We start from the raw sequence: 20,715 nt of genomic DNA on the forward strand, positions 1-20,715 counted from the left end.
AGCGGGCCCCGTTCAGGCCCGGAGGATTCATTCTGCTATAACAATAGGACGTAAATTGACAAATGCCAGCGTTTCTTTACGAAGTCAGACTAGCCTGACTTTATACCGCATGAATGCCTAAAAAGAGAGCCCAGCCGATCAGCAGAGCCCAGCCCAGCATCGGCACGGAATAGAGGTGGAAACGCCACCAGATAGCAGGGTCTTTGGCCATGCGCAGCGCAATCAGATTTGCCAGTGAACCGGGCAACAGGCCAAACCCGCCAATATTGACCGCCCAGGCCAGCAGCGTGCTGGCAGGCAGCGAGCCGAGCAGCAGAATGGTGGCGGGCACATTACTGATCACCTGCGACAGACCTGTCGCCATCAGATACTGCCCACCGGCGGGCAGATGTGATACATAGCCGAGGGCGGGTTGCAGCAGCGGCAGGCGGGTAAGCAGAAAGACGTCAACAAACATCATGATAAACACCGCCAGCAAACTCCAGTCCAGCGACAGCAGGATACGACGCGCCCGCAGCAGAAAGACGACAAAAACCAGCAGCAGGCCCCAGACGGCCAGATCCACTTCCAGCGCCGTGATAAACAGCAGATAGAGTCCGGCACTGATCCACAATAGTGGACGCTGCCACTGCGGCGGGCTGCTCTCCTGCGAAGTGGACTGGATCCTCTCTGCGGAGAAAGCCACCCAGGTCAGCAGCAGCAGGCTGCTCACCAGTACCGCCGCCAGCGGCAGCATCTGCCAGATAAATGCGGCAAAACCGGCTCCGCCGTGTCGCCACAGCAGGATATTTTGTGGATTACCGATCGGCGTCAGCAGCGATCCGGCATTTACCGCCAGCGCCTCGAAGATGATCAGCCGATTTATGGGCAGCGCGGAGTAGCGCTTTAGGGTCAGGGTGAGCGGCACCAGGATAAAGAGTGCGACATCGTTGGTCAGCACGGTAGACAGCAGCGCGGCAGCCGTCACCAGAAAGAGCGCCAGTCTTCGCTGCGTATGAAACCGCAGCACCAGCCGACGACCCAGCACGTTGAAATAGCCGCTGGATTCAATCCCCCGGGTAAGGATCAGCAGACCACACAGGGTAACGATAGTGGGCCAGTCCACTGCGACGGGAAGCTGTGCCAGGGTAAAGGGTGCGAAGCAGGCCAAAGCCAGCCCCAGCAGAATTAACAGATGCAGTAAGCGATCGTGCAGAAAAGGCCGGAGCAGCATTGTCATAGAGACTCACAGAGAGGACAGCGTTACTGTCGGCTTTCGTAAAACTGCTTAAAAATAGCCAGCGTCTCATCACTCACATGATGTTCGAGTCCTTCTGCATCCCGCCGGGCGGTTTCCGGACTGATGCCGAGCGCCAGCAAAAAGGTTTCAACAATATGGTGTCGCTCACGGCTCTCTTCCGCCAGCGCCTCCCCCTCTGCGGTCAGAAACACACCGCGGTAAGGAACCTGCTCGACCAGACCGCCACCTGCCAGTCTTTTTAGCATTTTGGCAACGGTGGGCTGCGAGACGCCCAGGCGGGCGGCCATATCTACCTGGCGCGCTTCGCCAAATTCACGGATCAGATCTGAAATAAGCTCAACGTAGTCATCAATCAGCTCACGACGATGGGCTTCACGTACCTGGCGGAAGCCTTCGACATGCTCTTCGATCTCTTTCAGTTGCGCGGGCACTGCACTTTTTGCGCGACGACTCATTCAGCTTCCTCTTAAGTATTCCTGACGCGTAGCTTCAGCCTCAGTAGTGTGTGCCACATTGTAAACGAAGCACGACGAAGCACAAATATTCGCTACATAGCACTGGCTACGAATTATAGCTCATGCTATAACTGTTTATAAAGCGTACGTATGACCGCGGAGGCCCCTCAGATGAACCCCCCCCTTTTGCTCAAGCTGCTCTGCCGCTCACCTTTTACGCTGCGGCTGATGCTGCTGGAGATGCTGACGCATCAAACGCCTGCTCCCGCTAAATGAGCTTTTAAGCAGCCATAAAAAAATCCGCCACGAAGGGCGGATTTTTTTCGTGCCAGCCGGACCGGCTGTGGCAGTAGCAGCTTAGAAGCTGTAACCTACACCAGCGATCCAGGTGCCAACGTCAACGCTACGGATACGGCTCTGCTCGTAACCTACGTCCAGAGCAACGTTCTGGATTGGGTTGAACTGCAGACCAGCACCGTAGGAGAAACCTACGTCACTTGAATCAGCTTTGTCACGTACGGTAGTGTCGTTTTCCTGGAATTTGCCGTAGCCAATACCCACAACGCCGTAAATGCTAGCCCAATCGTTCAGGCGGTAAGCAGGACCACCAGTGATACCGTAGTACTGGCCTTTGTTATAAACGCCTGCATCGGTACGATCTTTTTCGGTGTAGGTGAAAGAACCGATCCAACCCAGTGGATCGCTGCCGTTTTCATAGCGATACTTCAGGTTAAAACCGTTAGCTTTGTTTGCTACACCCTGATAATCGCTCTGAGCGTAACCGCCGGTAACGGTGCTTTGCGCCATTGCTGAACCAGCAGAAACTGCCAGTACACAAGCCAGTGCTGAAAGACATGCAATTTTTTTCATAACCACCTCAAATGTGAAAGTACTTCTCTCCTGACAACGCTGGAAATATAACAAAACTTAGCCAGAAACTCTGCCCTGATTTTGTTGTCCAACACAATGTTTGGTGTAACAGAAGGTTAATGAAGTGAAGTATGTCTTTATTTTTACTAACAAATACCCTCTTCAATCCAAAGTTCCGTAAAAGCGAAAAAAAATTGCTCATTAAGATTATTCCTAATTAAAACGCCCTTTTCCTGACATAATTACACACTTGACTGGCCTTCTTGCGGCTTTTTTTCACCCTTCTTTACCGCTATTACTGCCCATCAAGTAGACTGTTGTGAACGTTTATCTCGATTCACTGAATGAACAAGGATGGTCACTGGATGTCTGCTGCTTCATCTTCATCTTCTTCTGGTACAACCCCGATCTGGCTCCCCGTGCTGGTGCTGTTAATTGCGATGACCTCAATTCAGGGGGGGGCCGCGCTGGCCAAAACGCTTTTCTCTGACGTGGGGGCAACCGGTATTACCGCACTGCGGCTGGCCTTCGGCACCGTTATCCTCTGCGTTATTTTTAAACCCTGGCGGTTGCAGTTCAGCCGTCAGCAGATTACGCCCCTGCTGCTTTATGGTCTGGCGCTGGGTGGGATGAATTATTCGTTTTACCTGGCGTTGCGCACCATCCCTCTGGGTGTGGGCGTAGCGCTTGAGTTCACCGGGCCACTGGCGCTGGCACTGGCTGGCTCCCGCCGTCCGCAGGATTTTCTGTGGGTGGTGCTGGCGCTGGCCGGTCTGTGGTTCCTGCTGCCGCTCAGTAAGGATATTTCAGGGGTGGATCCTGAGGGCGCGATGCTGGCCGTACTGGCTGGCGTCTTCTGGGCCGTTTACATTCTCGCGGGGAAACGGGCAGGCGCTCACCACGGCCCGGCGACCGTAGCGATGGGCTCGCTGATCGCCTCAGTGATATTTGTGCCCGTCGGGCTCGTTTTTGCACATAGCGGTATCTGGAGCCTGTCGATCATTCCGGTCGCACTGGCTATTGCCGTTCTCTCCAGCGCCCTGCCCTACTCGCTGGAGATGGTGGCGCTCACGCGTCTGCCTGCGAAAACCTTTGGCACCCTGATGAGTCTGGAGCCGGCGATGGCGGCAATGTCAGGCATGCTGTTTCTTGGCGAAGTGCTTTCGCCGATGCAGTGGCTGGGCCTGCTGGCCATTATTCTGGCCTCTGCCGGCTCCACGCTAACGCTCCGTCCATCAAAGCAGAAAATCGTCCGGGTCGGTAAATAGCCAGCTCACTTATCAGGTAAGGCCCGCCGCATATTAACGGTGGGCGTGGAGGAAATTACATTCCGCCTGCTGGCGGCAGTGGCAGCTGAACATTCCTCAGAAATATCCTGCAAGCCTTTCTGACAAAAATTTAAACGGCCGATTCCGCACTGAATGCAGCATTAATATATTTGTTTATTTTCATATGATTATATATTTTTCGCTAAGTGATAATCTTAATCACACGCATTTATGTTCTTTTAGAGGCTTTATTAAACCCGTCCGGGGGGTGAAAGGCGCATGCTATTCAACCAATAGGCAGCACCTTTCCAGCAGGATTAAAAACCCCTGCTATACTTAGTTCCGTACTTAATTAGGACAACCAACATTAAGAGGATATTAATGATGAGTACCGCTAAACTGGTAAAAACGAAATCTTCTGATCTGATTTTCACCCGTAACGACGTGGCTGACGACGTGAAAAAAGCCACCATAGAGGTGCTTAATCGTCTGGTTACCGAATTTATTGATTTGTCTCTTATTACTAAGCAGGCGCACTGGAATATGCGCGGTGCGAACTTTATTGGCGTACACGAAATGCTTGACGGCTTCCGTACCGCCATTATTGACCATCAGGATACCATTGCCGAACGTGTTGTTCAGCTGGGTGGCATTGCACTGGGGACCACCCAGATTGTCAACGACCGAACCCCGCTTAAAAGCTATCCGCTGAACATCCACAGCGTACAGGATCATCTAAAAGCGCTGGCAGAACGTTACGCTATCGTGGCAAATGATACCCGTAAAGCCATCACGGAAGTTGAAGACGAGGATACGGCTGATATCTTTACCGCCGCGTCGCGCGATCTGGATAAGTTCCTGTGGTTTATCGAGTCTAATATCGAATAAGTTACCCTACCGTGCGTCCGGCACGGTTGACACTGAGTGGATCGGGAGCAGATGAATTTTCATCTGCTTTTTTCACGTCTGGAGGCATACATGGCAAGCGGATGGGCGCACGACGACGCTGTACAGGAGCAGATTGACTCCACCATTGATGATGCAGTCAGCCGGGTACGCCGGGCGATACACCACGGCCCCAGCGCGGAGTTTTGTGAGGAGTGTGGTGAACCCATACCCGAAGCTCGCCGCCTGGCTCTGCCCGGCGTACAGTACTGCGTGCAGTGTCAGCAGGCACGGGATGAACATCAGACCGCTACCTCCCTGTACAACCGACGCGGCAGTAAAGACAGCCAGCTAAGATAAATATTCTAAAACCTCGATCGCTTTAGCATTTCTGTTACAGCATACCGCTGCGTCTGTTGTTTTGCCGCCCCGGTTTGCTACATATTATCCTGCACCATTGAGCACCAGCCGCACCACAAAGAGGCGCCATTTTGGTGCAGCTGGTTTGCTCATCAATTCCCTGATGATTAAAACGACATTAATATGCTGATTTGCTTGAAAGTTGTAAACCTGGCATAGTTTTTTCATAGGGGAGCTGGCATACGTTTGGGTAAAGAGCTTGCCCGACTGCAATAAGGATAAAATGATGAAGTCGATTGTTAAGTTTTCCCTGGCTGCGCTGACGCTGGCGTTTGCCGTCTCTTCTACCGCCGCAGAAAAAAAACTGGTTGTTGCGACCGATACCGCTTTTGTCCCGTTTGAATTTAAGCAGGGCGACAAGTATGTCGGATTTGATGTCGATCTGTGGGCGGCTATCGCTAAACAGCTCAATATTGACTATCAGCTGAAACCTATGGACTTCAGCGGGATTATCCCCGCACTGCAAACCCACAATATCGATCTGGCGCTGGCCGGGATCACCATTACCGACGAACGTAAAAAGGCCATCGAATTTTCCGACGGCTATTACAAAAGCGGCCTGCTGGTCATGGTGAATGCCAACAACGATTCGATTAAAAGCATTGATGATTTGACGGGAAAAGTCGTCGCAGTTAAAAGCGGCACCGGCTCCGTCGACTACGCCAAACAGCACATCAAATCGAAAGATCTTCGTCAGTTCCCCAATATAGATAATGCCTATATGGAACTGGGAACCCACCGTGCGGATGCCGTACTGCACGACACGCCAAATATCCTCTACTTTATTCACACTGCCGGTAAAGGCCGCTTTAAGGCCGTTGGCGACTCCATCGAAGCCCAGCAGTACGGTATCGCATTCCCGAAAGGCAGTGACGAACTGCGTGAAAAAGTGAACGGCGCGCTGAAAGTGCTGCATGAAAACGGCACCTATAACCAGCTGTATAAAAAATGGTTCGGTAGCGATCCAAAATAAGCTGACGACCTTCTGGCTCTTTTACGCGGGTTAAGCAGCACTGCTGCCCGCGTTTTTACTCCCCCCGTAGCGGGTTTTTATCCGGAGAATAGATCATGCAGTTTGACTGGAGCGCCATCTGGCCATCAATTCCGGCCCTGCTCGAAGGCGCCCGCCTGACCCTGTGGATTTCCATCCTCGGACTGATTGGCGGCCTGATTATCGGCCTGATCGCCGGTTTTGCCCGTGCCTATGGCGGCTGGCTGTCCCGTAACGTGGCGCTGGTCTTTATTGAGTTGATTCGCGGTACGCCGATTGTCGTGCAGGTCATGTTTATCTACTTTGCGCTGCCAATGGCCTTCACTGATTTACGCATTGACCCGTTTAGTGCGGCGGTGGTTACAATTATGATCAACTCCGGCGCCTATATTGCGGAGATCACGCGCGGTGCAGTGCTCTCCATCCACAACGGTTTTCGTGAAGCAGGCCTGGCGCTGGGGCTGTCCCGACGGGAAACGCTGCGCTATGTCATTATGCCGCTGGCGCTACGCCGTATGCTGCCCGCGCTCGGCAACCAGTGGATTGTCAGCATTAAAGATACCTCACTGTTTATCGTGATTGGCGTGGCTGAGCTCACCCGCCAGGGCCAGGAAATTATTGCCGGGAACTTCCGCGCGCTGGAAATCTGGAGCGCCGTGGCCGTTATCTATCTGTTTATTACGCTGGTGCTGAGCTTTGTTCTGCGTCGCATTGAAAAAAGGATGAAAATCCTGTGATCGAATTTAAAAACGTCTCCAAGCATTTCGGCCAGACTCAGGTGCTGCATAACATCGATCTGACCATAAAGCAGGGCGAAGTGGTGGTGATTATTGGGCCTTCCGGCTCCGGCAAGTCAACCCTGCTGCGCTGCATCAATAAGCTGGAAGAGATAACTGAAGGCGAACTGATTGTCGATGGTCTGAAAGTCAACGACCCGAAGGTGGATGAACGGCTGATCCGTCAGGAAGCAGGCATGGTATTTCAGCAGTTCCATCTCTTTCCGCAGATGAACGCTCTCGATAACGTTGCCTTTGGCCCCATCCGCGTACGCGGCGTCAGTAAGGCAGAAGCGCGGCAGCAGGCACAAGCGCTGCTGGCCAAGGTGGGTCTGGCCGAGCGGGCGCATCATTTTCCTTCTGAGCTATCCGGCGGGCAGCAGCAGCGTGTGGCGATTGCCCGCGCACTGGCGGTCAAGCCTAAAATGATGCTGTTTGATGAACCCACCTCTGCGCTGGACCCGGAACTGCGCCACGAAGTGCTCAAGGTGATGCAGGATCTGGCCGAAGAGGGCATGACCATGGTTATCGTAACCCATGAAGTAGGCTTCGCCAGAAAGGTCGCCTCGCGTCTGATCTTTATCGACAAGGGTCGTATTGCTGAAGACGGTGCGCCCGATGAACTGATTGATAACCCGCCTGGCCCGCGTCTGCGTGAGTTTCTGCAGCACGTTTCCTGATGGCTTATGGGCGGAAGTGCTTTCCGCCCTGCTCCCTCCTTTGTTCTTACGTGCGGCACGCGCGCGCGGATGGCGCTGAACGGTCTATACTTTCCGGTCGACGCTGTTGTTTGCGCCACAAAGGAAGATAAAGATGTTGGCTACTCCCTCTCGCTGGCAATTCATGGGCCGGTGTCTGATGATTATGGTACTCGTTTGCCTGCCCAAATTTTCAAATGCCGTCACGCTGCCTGCCGCTGCCGTTGCGGCCTCCCAAACTCAGTCGTCCGCCAGCGACCAGAAGAGTGAACCCAGCAACGACGAAAAAAAGGCCGCATGGGCCGCGCTGGCCGCCATTTTACAAAATGATAAGTCCCGGCAGGCGCTGATCGACCAGCTTAATCAGGCCTCCGAAAGTCCCTCAACAGCCGCAACCCCCACTCTGACGCCGCCGGAAGAGACTGAAGACAAAACCGTCCTTGAGAGCGTTACCGACGTTAGCCGCCATTTCGGCGGCCAGTTTCTTTATCGCGTGCAGGAGCTGCAGCGCAATATCTCGGAAGCGCCTCATAAGTCTTTCAATAAGAAAACCTTTTTTAATGCCGTCAGCCACTTTGCCATGCTGGCGGCCGCGCTGTTTACCTTCTATGAGGTCACAGGGTGGCTGATGACGCCGCTGTACCGCCGCATGGGAGAGTGGGGAAGGAAGAAAAACAGTGACCGAACCAGCTGGCTACATCTGCCTGCGATGATCGTCGCGGCTTTTGTTATCGATCTGCTGCTGCTGGGTATTGCGCTATTTTTTGGCCAAATACTTAGCGACAGCCTGAACGGCGGCAGCCGCACCATCGCTTATCAGCAGGGGCTTTTCCTTAATGCCTTTGCGCTGATTGAGTTTTTCAAGGCGATCCTCAGACTGATGTTCTGTCCCCGCTACGCGCAGCTTCGCTTCTTTCATCTGCCTGATAACCGCGCGAACTACTGGAACCGACGGCTGAGCTGGCTGAGCGGCGTTATCGGCTATGGCCTGCTGGTGGTGGTGCCTATCGTCTCGAATCAGGTCAATCTACAGGTTGGCGCGCTGGTAAATATGGTGGTGATGGGGCTGATGACCGTCTGGGCGCTCTATCTGATATTTCATAACCGCCGCAATATTCAGCTGGAGCTGCAGCGGCTGGCGGATCGATCCCTGTCGTTCTTTGCGCTGTTTATTCGCGCCTTCGCATTAGTCTGGCACTGGCTGGCAAGCGCATATTTTATCGCGCTCTTTTTGCTTTCCATGTTTAATCCCGGCGACAGCCTGAAGTTTATGATGGCCGCTACCGTCCGATCGCTGGCAATTATCGGTATCGGTGCGCTGGTGTCGGGCATCCTGACCCGCTGGATCTCGAAGAAAATCACCCTCTCGCCCGATCTGCGCCGCAACTATCCTGAGCTGCAAAAGCGGGTTAACGACTGGATTTCGGTGATGCTGAAGCTGGCGCGCATTCTGACCGTGTTTACCGTCAGCCTGATGCTGCTAAGTGCCTGGAATCTTTTCGATTTCTGGCACTGGCTGACCCAGGGGGCAGGCGTGAAGCTGGTCGATATCATCATCCGTATCGTGATGATCCTGTTCTTCTCCGCGGTCGGCTGGACGCTGCTCGCCAGCCTGATTGAGAGTCGGCTCGCTTCCGACTCCCACGGACGACCGATGCCCAGCGCGCGCACCCGCACGCTGCTCACGCTGTTTCGCAATGCGCTGGCGGTGATAATCAGCACCATCACCATCATGATCCTGCTCTCGGAAATTGGTGTGAATATCGCGCCGCTGCTGGCCGGGGCCGGCGCGCTGGGCCTGGCGGTTTCATTCGGTTCGCAGACGCTGGTAAAGGATATTATCACCGGCATCTTCATCCAGTTTGAAAACGGCATGAATACCGGCGATCTGGTCACCATTGGGGCGATCACCGGCACGGTAGAACGGATGTCTATCCGATCTGTGGGCGTACGCCAGGATACCGGGGCCTATCATATTATTCCCTGGTCATCGATCACCACCTTTGCCAACTTCGTACGCGGCATTGGTTCTTTTGTGGCGAACTATGACGTGGACCGCAGCGAGGACAGCGATCGCGTGAATGCCACCCTACAAGCGGCGGTGACGGATTTGATGCAGGATAAGGCGATTCGCGGCATGGTGATTGGTGAACCCGCTTTCGCCGGCCTGGTCGGCCTGACCGATCACGGCTTTACCGTTCGCGTCTCCTTTACCACCCAGCCGCTTAAGCAGTGGACCGTGCGTTTCGCGCTGGACGATAAGGTCAAAAAGCATTTCGATGCGGCGGGTATTAGCGCACCGCATCAGCGGCTCCAGGTGATGCAGAGTGGAACAGAAGTTGACGGGGCCGCCAGCTTCCAGTCACTGCCTGCGCCGGAGTAGCGGTATCCTGTGCTTTAACGACGGCTGATCTGACGTTCGCGATGCGGTGTATCCATAAAGCTCCAGGCAATAAACCGGCTTTGCTTCTGCCCCTGTGCCATATCAATCGTGCGCACAGCAGCGGCACCGACATTTTCCAGCGCCCGCCAGATCTCGGGCAGGTTCTCCTTGCGTGAGACCAGCGAGGTAAACCAGATGCACTGGCGGGAGAAGGTGACGCTTTCATCAATCATCCGGCTGATGAAGGCTTTCTCACCGCCTTCGCACCACAATTCGTCCTGCTGGCCGCCAAAGTTGAGCGGCGCATGTTTGTCCAGGCCCAGATTGCGAACTTTACGCTGGCTGCCCTGCTGTGCCTCTTCGGCAGAAGCATGGAATGGTGGATTACACATCACCGCGTGATACTGCTCATTTTTGTGAATGATGCCGCTAAAAATGGCCTGGGGATCTTTCTGCCGACGCAGGCGAATGCCACGGTTCAGCCCTGGATTAGCGGCAATGATAGCGCTGGCCGCACGCATCGCCTCTTCATTCACTTCACTGCCGGTAAAGCGCCAGCCATATTCGCGGTGGCCGATCAGCGGATAGATGCAGTTTGCACCGCAGCCGATATCCAGCAGGGTCAGATCGCGTGGCACCACGCCTTTGTTATCTTCGGCCAGCAGGTCGGCCAGATAATGCAGGTAGTCGGCGCGGCCTGGGATCGGCGGGCAGAGAAATCCTTCCGGGATCGCCCAGCTTTCGATCTGATAAAAATGGTGTAGCAGCGCCTGGTTCAGCACTCTGACCGCCGCAGGGTTGGCAAAGTCCACCGTCTCATCACCGTACTGATTGACCGACACAAAGGCCGCCAGCGGTGGATGGCTGGCGATCAGCGCGGGGAAGTCATAGCGTCCGCGATGACGGTTACGCGGGTGTAGCTGAGTTTTTACGGCGGTATTTTTCATGGGCGGCTCTCTTATCTCAAGGCGCGTAAGATACCTGCTGGCGTAAAAATCGTAAACCATTCCCGGCTTTTTTCCCGGCGGGAGCAGCTATTATAGTGAGTCATACGTTATCTGAGGAGTTACCATGTCGCGTTCCCGTCACTCTTATCAACCCCGGCTTGGGCACGGTCTGCCACACGATCCGCTGAACGCTATCGTTGGCCCGCGTCCGATTGGCTGGATCAGCTCGCAAAGTGCCGCTGGCGTTCGTAACCTCGCCCCCTACAGTTTTTTTAACTGCTTTAACTACCAGCCACCAATAATTGGGTTTTCCAGTCAGGGCTGGAAGGACAGCGTGGCCAATATTGTCGAAACCGGTGAGTTTGTCTGGAACCTGGCCACCCGCGAGCTGGCGGTGGCAATGAATGAAAGCTCCGCCAGCGTGCCGCCCGGCGAGGATGAGTTCGCGCTGGCTGGCGTGACGCCTATTCCCGGTACTCAGGTCGCGGTGAGTATGGTAGCGGAAAGCCCGGTAAATTTTGAATGTAAACTGACCCAGGTACTTCAGCTGGAGGGCGCAGACGGCGGGAAACTTCAGCAGTGGATGGTGCTGGGCGAGGTGGTTGCCATTCATATAGATAACGACCTGCTGGAAGAGGGGATTTACCAGACGGCTAAAGCCCATCCAGTTCTTCGCGCGGGCGGCCCGAGCGCCTATTACGCCATCAGTGATGATTTGCGTTTTGACCTGGTGCGCCCGGACGCCAGAAAGTAGCGGCCTGATGGATTAACCGTCATGAATTCAGCCACGCTTACCCCAGCTGGCTGGTGGTAGCCGGGAAGCAACTGCTGTATCCTGGTCAGGCACTACAATGTCTGACCGCTTTCAACAACAGGAGTGAACGAGAGTGACAATGCAAAGAATTGCCATCGATATGGATGAAGTTATTGCCGATTTCCACCTTAAAATGCTCAATACCGTCAATGCACATTATTCTCTTTCGCTGACCGCTAGCGAGTTAAACCTCTTCGATCTGCGCCATAAAAACCCCGAGATGCTCAATGAGATGATGGTGCTGGCCAGCGATGCGGATTTCTTTGCCGATCTGAATGTCATCGGCGACAGTCAGCGGGTGATTGCGGAACTGAGCAAGCGTTATGAGATCTTCATTACTACGGCAGCCATGGAAGTTCCCACCTCATTTAACGCCAAGTTCAACTGGCTTAAGCGCCATTTCCCGGCAATCAAGCCGACAAATATTGTGTTCTGCGGCCTCAAAAGCGTTATCAATGCCGATTATATGATCGACGATAATGCTTTCAACTTTGAAAATTTCTGCGGTGAAGGAATATTGTATACCGCCCCGCATAATTTGCAGGTGACTGGCTATCGTCGGGCAGATAGCTGGCAGGATATTGAGAGCATGCTGTTGTAGCCGCGCGGTGCCTGCCGCCATTCTATGCTACTTTACATCAGCCAGATGACAGGATTAACACCCGGGAGGAGAAGACGATATGGCTATCCCCGTTTCGCTCATTGAAGACGCTATCGGCTGGCGCAGGCAGCTGCATGCACAGCCCGAACTGGGCTACCAGGAGATTAAAACCTCCGGCTGGGTGGCTGAACAGCTGCGCGCTACCGGACTTCAGGTGCATACCGGCCTGGGTGGGACAGGCGTGGTCGGTACGCTGGAAAATGGTCCCGGCCCCGCGATTGGCTTTCGTGCCGATATGGATGCGCTGCCGATCACCGAATCGGGCAGCCCGATCTGGCGCTCCACGCAGCCGGGCGTCATGCATGCCTGCGGCCACGATGGACATACTGCGATGCTGGTGGCCGCGGCAAAGCATCTTAGCGCGACGCGGCGCTTTAGCGGCACCCTGCATTTCGTTTTTCAGCCTGCCGAAGAGAATCTTGGCGGCGCGCGTAAAATGGTGGCGGATGGCCTGTTTGAGCTGTTTCCGATGGCGGCTATCTATGGCATGCACAACTGGCCGGGCCTGCCCGTCGGACATATGGCCATAAACAGCGGCGCAATGATGGCATCGCTGGACGCGTTTGAAATTACTCTGCACGGCAAAAGCTGCCATGCCGCTATGCCGGAAAACGGAGCCGATCCGGTGGTCGCAGCTGCCCAGTTAATTCTGGCGCTACAAACCATCCCGGCCAGGCGTCTTTCTCCGCTCGCATCTGCCGTGGTCAGTATTACGCAAATCAACGGTGGTGAGGCGATCAACGTTATTCCGGAGACCGTAGTGCTGCGTGGTACACTACGCTGTCTTCAGGCCGATGTACGGGCAAAAGTCAGGAAGATGATCGAGGCCTTCGTCACCACCTTTACCGTCCCGCTGGGGATAGAGGGGCGGATCGAGTACCTGACGGACTATCCGGTGACCACCAATAACGCGGCGGAGGCGCAGAAGGTGCGTCAGTGTGCGCTATCGCTGCTTCCGGCGGAGAACGTACACTGGGAGGTCAATCCTTCAATGGCGTCAGAGGATTTTGCCTGCATGCTGGAAGCCTGCCCCGGTGCCTATTTCTGGATTGGTGCGGATGGCGCGATACCTTCGCCGCCGCTGCATAACGCGCAGTACGACTTTAACGATGCGATGATCGGCGAAGGCATTGCGCTGTGGAGTACACTGGCTGAGCAGCTCCTGCCGGCAAGCTAGTCAGCATTCAGCTTAATATCCGGCCTGTTCAATCTGTGCAAGCGCACTTTCAATATCTCTTGCCCGCCCGGTTGCCACAAAACAGCAGGCAATCTGCTGACGCAGCGGCTGCGGTATCGCGATTTCGCGCTGCATACAGCGCACGATCCACGCGGCCGTGGTGGCAGCGTCCTTTTCTGCCGGCAGCGCATTGCGTGCTGTCCCACTCTCTTCCTGACGGGGCAGCAGAAGTTCCGGCTCAGTACCGGCAATCAGGCTGATGGCCGGACAGCGCTGCGGATTAGCATATACTTCACCTTCCGTACCGTTAAGCAGCAGCGCCCTGCCCCCGGTGGCATGGAAAAACTTCGCCACCCGGGGAATATACTCCGGGTGAGAAACGCTGGAGAGCCTCAAAGCCGCGTCTTCAGCAAAAGGCGTCAGCAGCTTTGCCAGGGTATGCGCACTGTTACGTACGCCCATCCGCCAGCGCAGGGAGAGCTGTTTTTCCAGCGGCGGGCAAAGCGTGCCGACAGAAATAAACACCAGCTCCCCCCGATGAAGTTTAGCCTGCGCCTGGGCCGCATCCGTCACTGCATCAATGCCCAGCGCCCGGAAAACTGCTTCGCTGGTCACTCGTGTAGGATCGTCGCTTACCCCATGCACCAGTACCGGAAATCCCAGCGCCGAAAGCAGCAGCGCCAGCAGCGGCGTCAGATTTCCCTGCCTGCGCGCGCCGTTGTAGCTGGGGATCACCACGGGCATCGGCCGGTCGACTGGGGGGGTCAGACGCATCACCCGCTCCTGCATCGCCGCATAAAAACCTGGCATCTCTTCTTCGCCCTCACCCTTGATGCGCAGTGCGATAAGCATGCCGCCCAGCTCCAGCTCGGGCACTTCGTCCGCCAGAATGTGTCGATACAGATCGCGCGCGGTAGCAAAATCAATATCGCGGGCATGATTTTTCCCGCGCCCAATCTCTTTAATGATCTGTTTGTAGTCCATACGGTTGCTCTGTTGATTCATTAACGTTTACGCCGCGTGATCGATTTCCTGCCGCTCACCGCCGGGCTGGCCGCAGGTAGCCTCCCCTCAGGCATCGCCGGTTGCTCAATCGGGAACACCGGCAGTGCGCCGAGCAGGCGGGCACCGTAGCTTTTCGTCAGCAGGCGACGATCGTAGATAACAATCTCACCGTAGCAGGTATGACTGCGGATCAGCCTGCCGACTTGTTGAATCAGGTTAAACGAGGCGCTGGGCAGGCTCTGCACTTCAAACGGATAGCGGCGCAGGCTTTTCAACCACTCTCCCTCGGTCAAAATAACCGGACTGTCCACCGGTGGGAAAGCAATTTTGTGAATATGCACCTGAGAAAGCAGATCGCCCTTCAGATCCAACCCCTCGGCAAAGGACTGTAGCCCCACCAGCACGCTGGTCTCGCCCTGCTCAACCCGCTTACGGTGCAGCGCCACCAGAGCCGGGCGCGGCCTGTCCCCCTGTACCAGCATCATCAGCCGCAGCTCGGGCAGATACGCCAGAAACTGCTGCATCGCCCGCCCGCTGGCAAACAGCACCAGCAGTCCTTTATGCTTTGCCTCTTTGACTTGCTGACGGAAGAAGTGCGCCATCTCCGCCAGATGCTCAACCTCGGTGGCCATCATCGGCTCATAGCGCATTTGCGGTATCACCAGCCGGCCCTGCTCAATATGGTTGAAGGGGGAGTCCAGCGCGACGAAGCGGTCGCTCACTTTTTCACTCAGGCCAGACATCTCCTGTAGCCGCTGAAAGCTGTTCAACGAGCGCAGCGTGGCAGACGTCAGCACCACATGAGGAATTTTACGCCACAGCAGCTTTTCCAGCTGCTCGCTAACGCGGATCCCGGCACAGTGGAACGTCAGGTGGGCGCTGCCCTCGCGTATATCGCGCGTCACCCACTTCGACACCGGCGCACCCGACGCCCGCTCCATTGCCGCCAGCCGCCACAGCTTGCTGCTGGCTTCGAACCAGCCCAGCGCTTTATTCATCTGGATCAGCGTACGATGCAGACGAACGACATCGTACTGCCCCGATTTCTCGCTTAAATCGTTCAGCAGCGCCTCTGCCAGCCCGCGCAGGCCGTCGCTAAGCTTAAACAGCCGCGCGCACAGGGTGAGGATCTCTTCGGGTAGCAGACCCATTTCAAAGCGGTACTCCCCCTCCTGATTACCCGGCGGCAGAAACTGCGCCAGCAAATGTGATAGCTGCTGGAGCTGTTCACGCACTTCTTCACAGTGGGCTTTAAGCCGCTCCGGATTGCTCAGCGCGGGCGGCCTTTTCGGACGGAACTGCGCCATGCACTGCTCAACCAGACGGCAAAAAAGATCGAGCTGGAGCGTGGTCCAGCCGGGGGTGATATCACCGCTCATTTCCAGCGCATCGCGGGCGACATCCGGCAGATGGTGTCCTTCATCCAGCACCAGCAGCAGATTTTTGGGCGGCGGGAGCACCGATTCCGTTTCCAGTGCCGCCATCACCAGCGCGTGATTCGCTACCACCACGTCTGCCTGCTCGATTTCGCGGCGGGCAACGTAAAAGGGGCACTCGCGATACCAGTGGCAGTTACTGCCCAGACAGTTGGCCTTATCGGTGCTCAAACGCTGCCAAAGCGACTCTTCGATGGTGTCGTCGCAGTGGTCGCGCAGACCATCCCACTGATGGCGGTTACGCTTCTGTTCCAGCCCGGTGCAGAACGCCCGCTCCTCCTTGCTGGCGGTCATATCGTCATCAAGAAACAGCAGCAGATCGCCCTGCTTCTCTTCGTCAGTGGCCAGGGCAGAGAGGTTGCGCGGGCAGACATAGCGTCGACGGCCAAAGGCCGCGGTGAAACGCAGGTCGGGGATGATTTTTTTCAGCAGGGGCAGATCCTTGCTGAATATCTGATCCTGAAGGGCGACGTTGGCCGTACTGACCACCAGCGGCTTTTCCTCCGCCCGACTGACCGCAATGCCGGGGATCAGGTAGGAGAGCGTTTTACCGACGCCGGTTGGCGCTTCAATGGCCAGATGACGGCCATCGTCACCCGCCAGCGTTTTCGCCACTTCAGCAATCATCTGCCGCTGGGGAGCGCGGGAGATGAAATCAGGTATTTGCTGCTGGAGGGCCTTGTACCACTCCGCGATTTGCGCTTTTAACGCGACTGTTAGCGCCATGACAACCACATGTATTCAAAATGGCCTGTATTTTTACACAGTATTGAGTCGGCGTCAGCCTTCCTCTTTAATCAATCGCCCGATCTCCGACGTCACTTCAACGTTGACTGAGGCGACCTTGCCAGAAGCGGGCATTAACCTCACGAATCCTCCGTAAGCGCTCTTTAACCTCCCGCAGACGTATCGTTAATCACTTTATCCACCCCCATCCGGCCAGTAAAAGGCAGACGCAGCGCGGGCGACTTAACGTCAAGGCCAAAACTGAGGCCGGAAATATTCAATTCAATCCCCTCCTCCGCACCCAGCGTCAGGCCTAAAATCCCCAGCAGAGAGATCTGCACGCCCCTGCCCGACGGCGGCAGGCCAATCAGATTACGCAGCGGGCGGTAATCTTTCCCTATAGCATTCGCGGGCAGATCCAGCCTCAGCGCAGGCACGTTCCTGCCGATATGCGCCAGGAACGTGTTGCTGTTAGGGCCAGGCCATACGCGGTAAGTGTGCGACCAGGGGTAGCTTTTGATAGCGGCCTCAATATGGGGGATCATCGCCTCCGCCTCACTGCCGCGATGGTCTACCAGCAGACGAGGGGTAGCGCCAAACCAGTAGCCGTCGGGAAGCGCGTAGTTATGGCGAACCACATTGCTGCTGCCCCAGCTAACCACTTCGTAGCGGCTGTACACCGTTTCCCCTGCTTTTTTGAAGATAATCCAGGGATGAACCGCCACCAGGCCCCGCCAGCCAAAGGTCGGCGCGGTATAAACCTGCACGATCGCCCTGTTGCGAAATGCGACTGCGTCCGGGGCAATCCCGGCAGAATCACGACGGGCGGTGGACCAGCTTTGCCCGCTCAGCGTCACGCCGCTGTGGCTCGCACTGAGATAACTTTGCGCAAACGACAGCAACAGCAGGCAGATAAAACCAATAATAAATATCTTCAAATAGAGCATGTGACTGGACCGGGGAAGCAAAAAGGGAGGGACTTACAGAGTAGATGGTTTCGGCTGCGCTGCCAATACCTGAAAAGTGGCTGCCGGAGCAGCCACCTGGGCTAAAAATCAGAAGCGATAGCCGAGGCCTATATTGAACCCATTGATTGAAAGATGATTTCCCGCATCGTCCAGATTAGATCCTTCGTAGCCGATATCAATCGCCAGAGAGTCAAGCGGGTTAATCTGTATACCCAGGCCGTACATAAAAGAGGCTTTATTATTTCCTGACGTCTCCTGATATCGGAGACTTGAATTCTGCCACATTTTTTCAATATGAGATTTATTGTAGTTAACCCCAAGCAGGCCATACAGGCTAATATATTGATTGAACCGGTATGCTGGACCGACCGCAAGAGAGTAGTACTTTAAATCTGCACTCCTTGATACGGTATTAAATGCATTCGAAAAATGATAGTCCTCTTTCCCATTCATATAGGTAAACGAGCTTATTATCCCCAGTGCACTATCATATTCGTAACGGTATTTAGCATTTACCCCGCGAATATTTTTGAAGTCCTGGACTTTGCTCTGCGCGTAGCCCAGTGACAGAGTGTGCTGTTCAGCATGAGTGGGTGCTGCGCCAGATAACGCAGCCAAAACAAACAGAGAGGTATATAACTTTTTCACTTTAAATAGTCCCTTATATAAAATATAAAAATCTAATCGGTAACACTATCCTGTAATTCATTCATAGCAGTAACAGGGTACAAGCGTATTGACACAGAATTTTCCTGCCTGCCAACCAGAATGCATTTTCAGAAAGTGCTTTACTACAATGGGCAAATGAAATTCCCTTTACCCAATACTGGGGCTTAAGGAAGCAGCCTTGCTTACCTTAGGTTAATCTCAAGTCTTTACACCCGACACGGTATGTTAGCTGAAGCAGGGTTGAACTTTTTGAGCACAGCCAGCCATCAATACTTCCTTAAAACGTACTTAAATTTGCCCTGTAAACCTCTCTGAGGGAAAAGAGTGCACTTCATATTATTACCTTGCTTATTAATGGAGGTTGCAATCTTTCAAACTTTGATGTTTTTAAATGCGAGCGTTAACATGAGGATATTATCATTAATCGCCCATTTTACAAACTATTTTCTGCGTTTCCAACTCAGGCTTACTGGCTCATAAAACAGTATCAAGGAGACAAGCTTCCGTCATTTTATTGTCACAGCATTGCAGAGCGCATATCCATTACCTGTATGCTGCCGCGGTGAAATACTTACTGGCATCTTATTATTACGCGTTAGCGTTACATAAACTCGTCACTTCTGCTTATTAATGCTACTTTAATCGAATTCACCAATTTGAAACCTGAAGCGTTCAATAACCCGATACCCTGGTGATATTAGCTTGTCTTTATCCGGTTAGATTTCACCAGGCCATCACTGTCAAGGGGGATTTGAAGCATGGTAGCTTTAGAATTCACCGTCCCCGGCAGACCTTCAATAAATCTACCGACATTGGGTATCCAGCCATACCAGCTTCTGCCTGAATCAGCATAGAAATAAACCATTATCGGGTTGCGGTCATCGTCAAATGAATAGCTATTTGGTTTACCATATTCAGACTCGATATCCTTCCGGGTGCTTTTACCTACAGAAATAAATGAGTTGAGCTCAGAAAGTTCCTTTTTTTACGTAACTCAAGCCATTAATGTTAGTCTGATTATTGGCCAGCTAATCTTTCGGCTTATATCCTCGGTGAGTCGCCTTTATGACGCAACCCAAATTTTTAATGATTTCATTCACTACTGACTTTCATCAGCCAATATTAAGCGGATAGCTCCTGCAGCTCTTTCCTTAGGTAACATCAATATGTTATTCCAGACATCCTGAATCAGTTCGCAGGCAATTTTTTCTTTTCCTAAGCCTTTACGTGGATCGCTCATTATGAAGAAATCCTGTCCGTACCGGGGTATTAACTTCTGTGCTATTGACTGTATGGTTTTCTGTGCATTTTCCCTTTCAGAATCAGTAACTCTATGTTTGTCCGGACCGTACGCTGAGCGCATCATTGCAGCGTCAACATTGATCCTTTTGATTAACATTTCTCTGGGTAGGATTTTGGCAGCGTTGATTCCTCCTTTTATTTCCGGGAAAAGGAAGCGAAAGCAAACGTCATCGCTTATTTTTTGCACTGCCGCGATCTGCTCCATATTTACCTGCATCACAGCTACCGCCTGAGTATCTGGCGCAAACTGTAAGCGATTTCTTTGTATAGCCAGAATTTGAGGTTGGATAGCATCAATAAATTGCTGTTCACTTTTCCCTTCTTCCCTCATTGCCAGCATTTGGGCGCGAATACGCGCAAAAAGCTGAGGATCCTGTTCCTTTAGCACATTATAAGTGGGCATATTTTCAATTACAGCGTCAACTTTATCTGCAAAACTCTCAGCCGATGAATTTCTCAGATAATAATTGTCGGCAATATTCCACAGCGCTATCCCTGCAAGGGTGAGCACCACCGCACCACATCGTCCTGTCCAGTTCTTTTTACATATCAGGCCAGCTCGTTAGCGGCACAGCTCACATACGCCTGGCGCTGCTTCGCATGGTACATGTCGAAGGTATCGACGTGGAACGCGCCGGTTGACTCGTCCAGCACCTGCACGTTGACCTTCATCACCTCTGAGAGCGTGTTTTTCTGCCAGCCGCGTACCCGCCACGCGCGCGGGCCGGAACGAAGCAACAGCTCCCCGGCTGGCGTGGTTTCGCAGGCGATGGCGGCGGTTGCAGCAGGCTGCTAACGACACGCTGTGCTTTAACTCATCCAGTTCTCTCTGTGGGATGCGGGGCATATCAAGTTCCTTCTAAAAACCGTCAAGATTCATATTGGAGTCTTTTTATGGTTCCTTATATGATACATCAAGTCAAGCGATAAAAAAGGGAGGGTTATAGTGATGGCAGTAACCACAACTCTGGTGTTTCCTATGAGCTTTCCTGACCGCCTGACAGCACTTCGTAAAGAGCTGGGT

At 53.9% G+C, this 20,715-nt stretch carries 19 protein-coding genes and 1 pseudogene; 10 read left to right on the top strand and 10 right to left on the bottom strand.

Translation table 11 applies throughout. The annotated features are described in order from the left end of the window. Positions 1-100 precede the first annotated feature (100 nt). The 3 genes from ACLRGG_RS13345 to ompX all read right to left on the bottom strand — a co-directional run bounded on the left by ACLRGG_RS13345 (position 101) and on the right by ompX (position 2,565). Positions 101-1,219, bottom strand: coding sequence for an SLC13 family permease (locus ACLRGG_RS13345; protein ID WP_416250223.1), 1,119 nt, complete (start codon positions 1,217-1,219; stop codon positions 101-103). A gap of 23 nt (positions 1,220-1,242) precedes the next feature. Then, complete coding sequence (gene mntR, locus ACLRGG_RS13350; RefSeq protein ID WP_416250224.1) at positions 1,243-1,695, bottom strand: manganese-binding transcriptional regulator MntR; 453 nt, start codon at positions 1,693-1,695, stop codon at positions 1,243-1,245. Positions 1,696-2,052: 357 nt separating this feature from the next. After that, positions 2,053-2,565, bottom strand: a complete 513-nt coding sequence (ompX, locus tag ACLRGG_RS13355) for an outer membrane protein OmpX (RefSeq protein ID WP_067702657.1) — start codon at positions 2,563-2,565, stop codon at positions 2,053-2,055. 365 nt (positions 2,566-2,930) lie between these two features. On the opposite strand from ompX, the gene rhtA reads away from it, so the two are divergent. The 7 genes from rhtA (at position 2,931) to ybiO (ending at position 9,986) form a co-directional block, all read left to right on the top strand. After that, on the top strand, positions 2,931-3,833 hold the full coding sequence (gene rhtA / locus ACLRGG_RS13360) for a threonine/homoserine exporter RhtA (protein ID WP_416250225.1): 903 nt from the start codon (positions 2,931-2,933) through the stop codon (positions 3,831-3,833). A 384-nt stretch (positions 3,834-4,217) separates the two neighbouring features. Further along, the gene (gene dps, locus ACLRGG_RS13365; RefSeq protein ID WP_416250226.1) at positions 4,218-4,721 is read left to right on the top strand and encodes a DNA starvation/stationary phase protection protein Dps; all 504 of its coding nucleotides are present in this window, start codon (positions 4,218-4,220) and stop codon (positions 4,719-4,721) included. A 90-nt stretch (positions 4,722-4,811) separates the two neighbouring features. Continuing rightward, positions 4,812-5,078 (top strand): DksA/TraR family C4-type zinc finger protein, encoded by a 267-nt coding sequence (locus ACLRGG_RS13370; RefSeq protein WP_416250227.1) that lies wholly within the window; start codon positions 4,812-4,814, stop codon positions 5,076-5,078. A gap of 286 nt (positions 5,079-5,364) precedes the next feature. Then, complete coding sequence (glnH, locus tag ACLRGG_RS13375) at positions 5,365-6,111, top strand: glutamine ABC transporter substrate-binding protein GlnH (protein ID WP_416250228.1); 747 nt, start codon at positions 5,365-5,367, stop codon at positions 6,109-6,111. Positions 6,112-6,206: 95 nt separating this feature from the next. Beyond that, the gene (glnP, locus tag ACLRGG_RS13380) at positions 6,207-6,866 is read left to right on the top strand and encodes a glutamine ABC transporter permease GlnP (RefSeq protein ID WP_416250229.1); all 660 of its coding nucleotides are present in this window, start codon (positions 6,207-6,209) and stop codon (positions 6,864-6,866) included. Continuing rightward, positions 6,863-7,585 (top strand): glutamine ABC transporter ATP-binding protein GlnQ, encoded by a 723-nt coding sequence (gene glnQ, locus ACLRGG_RS13385; protein WP_416250230.1) that lies wholly within the window; start codon positions 6,863-6,865, stop codon positions 7,583-7,585. Before glnP ends, glnQ begins: the two co-directional genes overlap by 4 nt. Before the next feature lie 178 nt (positions 7,586-7,763). Next, positions 7,764-9,986 carry a mechanosensitive channel protein gene (gene ybiO / locus ACLRGG_RS13390; protein WP_416250231.1) on the top strand — a complete coding sequence of 741 codons (2,223 nt, stop codon included), beginning with the start codon at positions 7,764-7,766 and terminating at the stop codon, positions 9,984-9,986. A gap of 14 nt (positions 9,987-10,000) precedes the next feature. On the opposite strand, the gene rlmF is transcribed toward ybiO, so the two are convergent. Then, complete coding sequence (rlmF, locus tag ACLRGG_RS13395; protein ID WP_416250232.1) at positions 10,001-10,933, bottom strand: 23S rRNA (adenine(1618)-N(6))-methyltransferase RlmF; 933 nt, start codon at positions 10,931-10,933, stop codon at positions 10,001-10,003. A gap of 124 nt (positions 10,934-11,057) precedes the next feature. Here rlmF and ACLRGG_RS13400 point away from each other — a divergent pair, with 124 nt between their 5' ends. The 3 genes from ACLRGG_RS13400 to ACLRGG_RS13410 all read left to right on the top strand — a co-directional run bounded on the left by ACLRGG_RS13400 (position 11,058) and on the right by ACLRGG_RS13410 (position 13,585). Continuing rightward, complete coding sequence (locus tag ACLRGG_RS13400; protein WP_416250233.1) at positions 11,058-11,687, top strand: flavin reductase family protein; 630 nt, start codon at positions 11,058-11,060, stop codon at positions 11,685-11,687. Between the two features lie 139 nt (positions 11,688-11,826). Beyond that, the gene (locus tag ACLRGG_RS13405) at positions 11,827-12,348 is read left to right on the top strand and encodes a 5' nucleotidase, NT5C type (RefSeq protein WP_416250247.1); all 522 of its coding nucleotides are present in this window, start codon (positions 11,827-11,829) and stop codon (positions 12,346-12,348) included. A 79-nt stretch (positions 12,349-12,427) separates the two neighbouring features. After that, positions 12,428-13,585, top strand: coding sequence for a M20 aminoacylase family protein (locus tag ACLRGG_RS13410; protein WP_416250235.1), 1,158 nt, complete (start codon positions 12,428-12,430; stop codon positions 13,583-13,585). A gap of 12 nt (positions 13,586-13,597) precedes the next feature. On the opposite strand, the gene ybiB is transcribed toward ACLRGG_RS13410, so the two are convergent. The 6 genes and pseudogenes from ybiB to ACLRGG_RS13440 all read right to left on the bottom strand — a co-directional run. Further along, positions 13,598-14,569 (bottom strand): DNA-binding protein YbiB, encoded by a 972-nt coding sequence (gene ybiB, locus ACLRGG_RS13415; RefSeq protein WP_416250236.1) that lies wholly within the window; start codon positions 14,567-14,569, stop codon positions 13,598-13,600. A gap of 20 nt (positions 14,570-14,589) precedes the next feature. Then, complete coding sequence (gene dinG, locus ACLRGG_RS13420) at positions 14,590-16,752, bottom strand: ATP-dependent DNA helicase DinG (RefSeq protein WP_416250237.1); 2,163 nt, start codon at positions 16,750-16,752, stop codon at positions 14,590-14,592. A gap of 164 nt (positions 16,753-16,916) precedes the next feature. After that, on the bottom strand, positions 16,917-17,699 hold the full coding sequence (locus ACLRGG_RS13425; protein ID WP_416250238.1) for a DUF3750 domain-containing protein: 783 nt from the start codon (positions 17,697-17,699) through the stop codon (positions 16,917-16,919). A gap of 108 nt (positions 17,700-17,807) precedes the next feature. After that, on the bottom strand, positions 17,808-18,368 hold the full coding sequence (locus tag ACLRGG_RS13430; protein WP_416250239.1) for an Ail/Lom family outer membrane beta-barrel protein: 561 nt from the start codon (positions 18,366-18,368) through the stop codon (positions 17,808-17,810). 1,120 nt (positions 18,369-19,488) lie between these two features. Next, the gene (locus tag ACLRGG_RS13435; protein WP_416250240.1) at positions 19,489-20,202 is read right to left on the bottom strand and encodes a topoisomerase II; all 714 of its coding nucleotides are present in this window, start codon (positions 20,200-20,202) and stop codon (positions 19,489-19,491) included. Positions 20,203-20,246: 44 nt separating this feature from the next. Next, positions 20,247-20,483 (bottom strand): annotated as a pseudogene (locus ACLRGG_RS13440) (hypothetical protein); the annotation flags it as partial. Positions 20,484-20,715: the final 232 nt, after the last annotated feature.

The sequence above is a fragment of the Erwinia sp. PPS120 genome (genome assembly GCF_047918655.1).
Lineage (GTDB): Bacteria > Pseudomonadota > Gammaproteobacteria > Enterobacterales > Enterobacteriaceae > Erwinia > Erwinia tasmaniensis_A.

Bases quoted from the DNA above. Each gene is read 5' to 3' on its own strand.
- ACLRGG_RS13345 (WP_416250223.1), bottom strand. From the start codon at position 1,219: ATGACAATGCTGCTCCGGCCTTTTCTGCACGATCGCTTACTGCATCTG.
- mntR (WP_416250224.1), bottom strand. From the start codon at position 1,695: ATGAGTCGTCGCGCAAAAAGTGCAGTGCCCGCGCAACTGAAAGAGATC.
- ompX (WP_067702657.1), bottom strand. From the start codon at position 2,565: ATGAAAAAAATTGCATGTCTTTCAGCACTGGCTTGTGTACTGGCAGTT.
- rhtA (WP_416250225.1), top strand. From the start codon at position 2,931: ATGTCTGCTGCTTCATCTTCATCTTCTTCTGGTACAACCCCGATCTGG.
- dps (WP_416250226.1), top strand. From the start codon at position 4,218: ATGAGTACCGCTAAACTGGTAAAAACGAAATCTTCTGATCTGATTTTC.
- ACLRGG_RS13370 (WP_416250227.1), top strand. From the start codon at position 4,812: ATGGCAAGCGGATGGGCGCACGACGACGCTGTACAGGAGCAGATTGAC.
- glnH (WP_416250228.1), top strand. From the start codon at position 5,365: ATGAAGTCGATTGTTAAGTTTTCCCTGGCTGCGCTGACGCTGGCGTTT.
- glnP (WP_416250229.1), top strand. From the start codon at position 6,207: ATGCAGTTTGACTGGAGCGCCATCTGGCCATCAATTCCGGCCCTGCTC.
- ybiO (WP_416250231.1), top strand. From the start codon at position 7,764: ATGATTATGGTACTCGTTTGCCTGCCCAAATTTTCAAATGCCGTCACG.
- rlmF (WP_416250232.1), bottom strand. From the start codon at position 10,933: ATGAAAAATACCGCCGTAAAAACTCAGCTACACCCGCGTAACCGTCAT.
- ACLRGG_RS13400 (WP_416250233.1), top strand. From the start codon at position 11,058: ATGTCGCGTTCCCGTCACTCTTATCAACCCCGGCTTGGGCACGGTCTG.
- ACLRGG_RS13405 (WP_416250247.1), top strand. From the start codon at position 11,827: ATGCAAAGAATTGCCATCGATATGGATGAAGTTATTGCCGATTTCCAC.
- ACLRGG_RS13410 (WP_416250235.1), top strand. From the start codon at position 12,428: ATGGCTATCCCCGTTTCGCTCATTGAAGACGCTATCGGCTGGCGCAGG.
- ybiB (WP_416250236.1), bottom strand. From the start codon at position 14,569: ATGGACTACAAACAGATCATTAAAGAGATTGGGCGCGGGAAAAATCAT.
- dinG (WP_416250237.1), bottom strand. From the start codon at position 16,752: ATGGCGCTAACAGTCGCGTTAAAAGCGCAAATCGCGGAGTGGTACAAG.
- ACLRGG_RS13425 (WP_416250238.1), bottom strand. From the start codon at position 17,699: ATGCTCTATTTGAAGATATTTATTATTGGTTTTATCTGCCTGCTGTTG.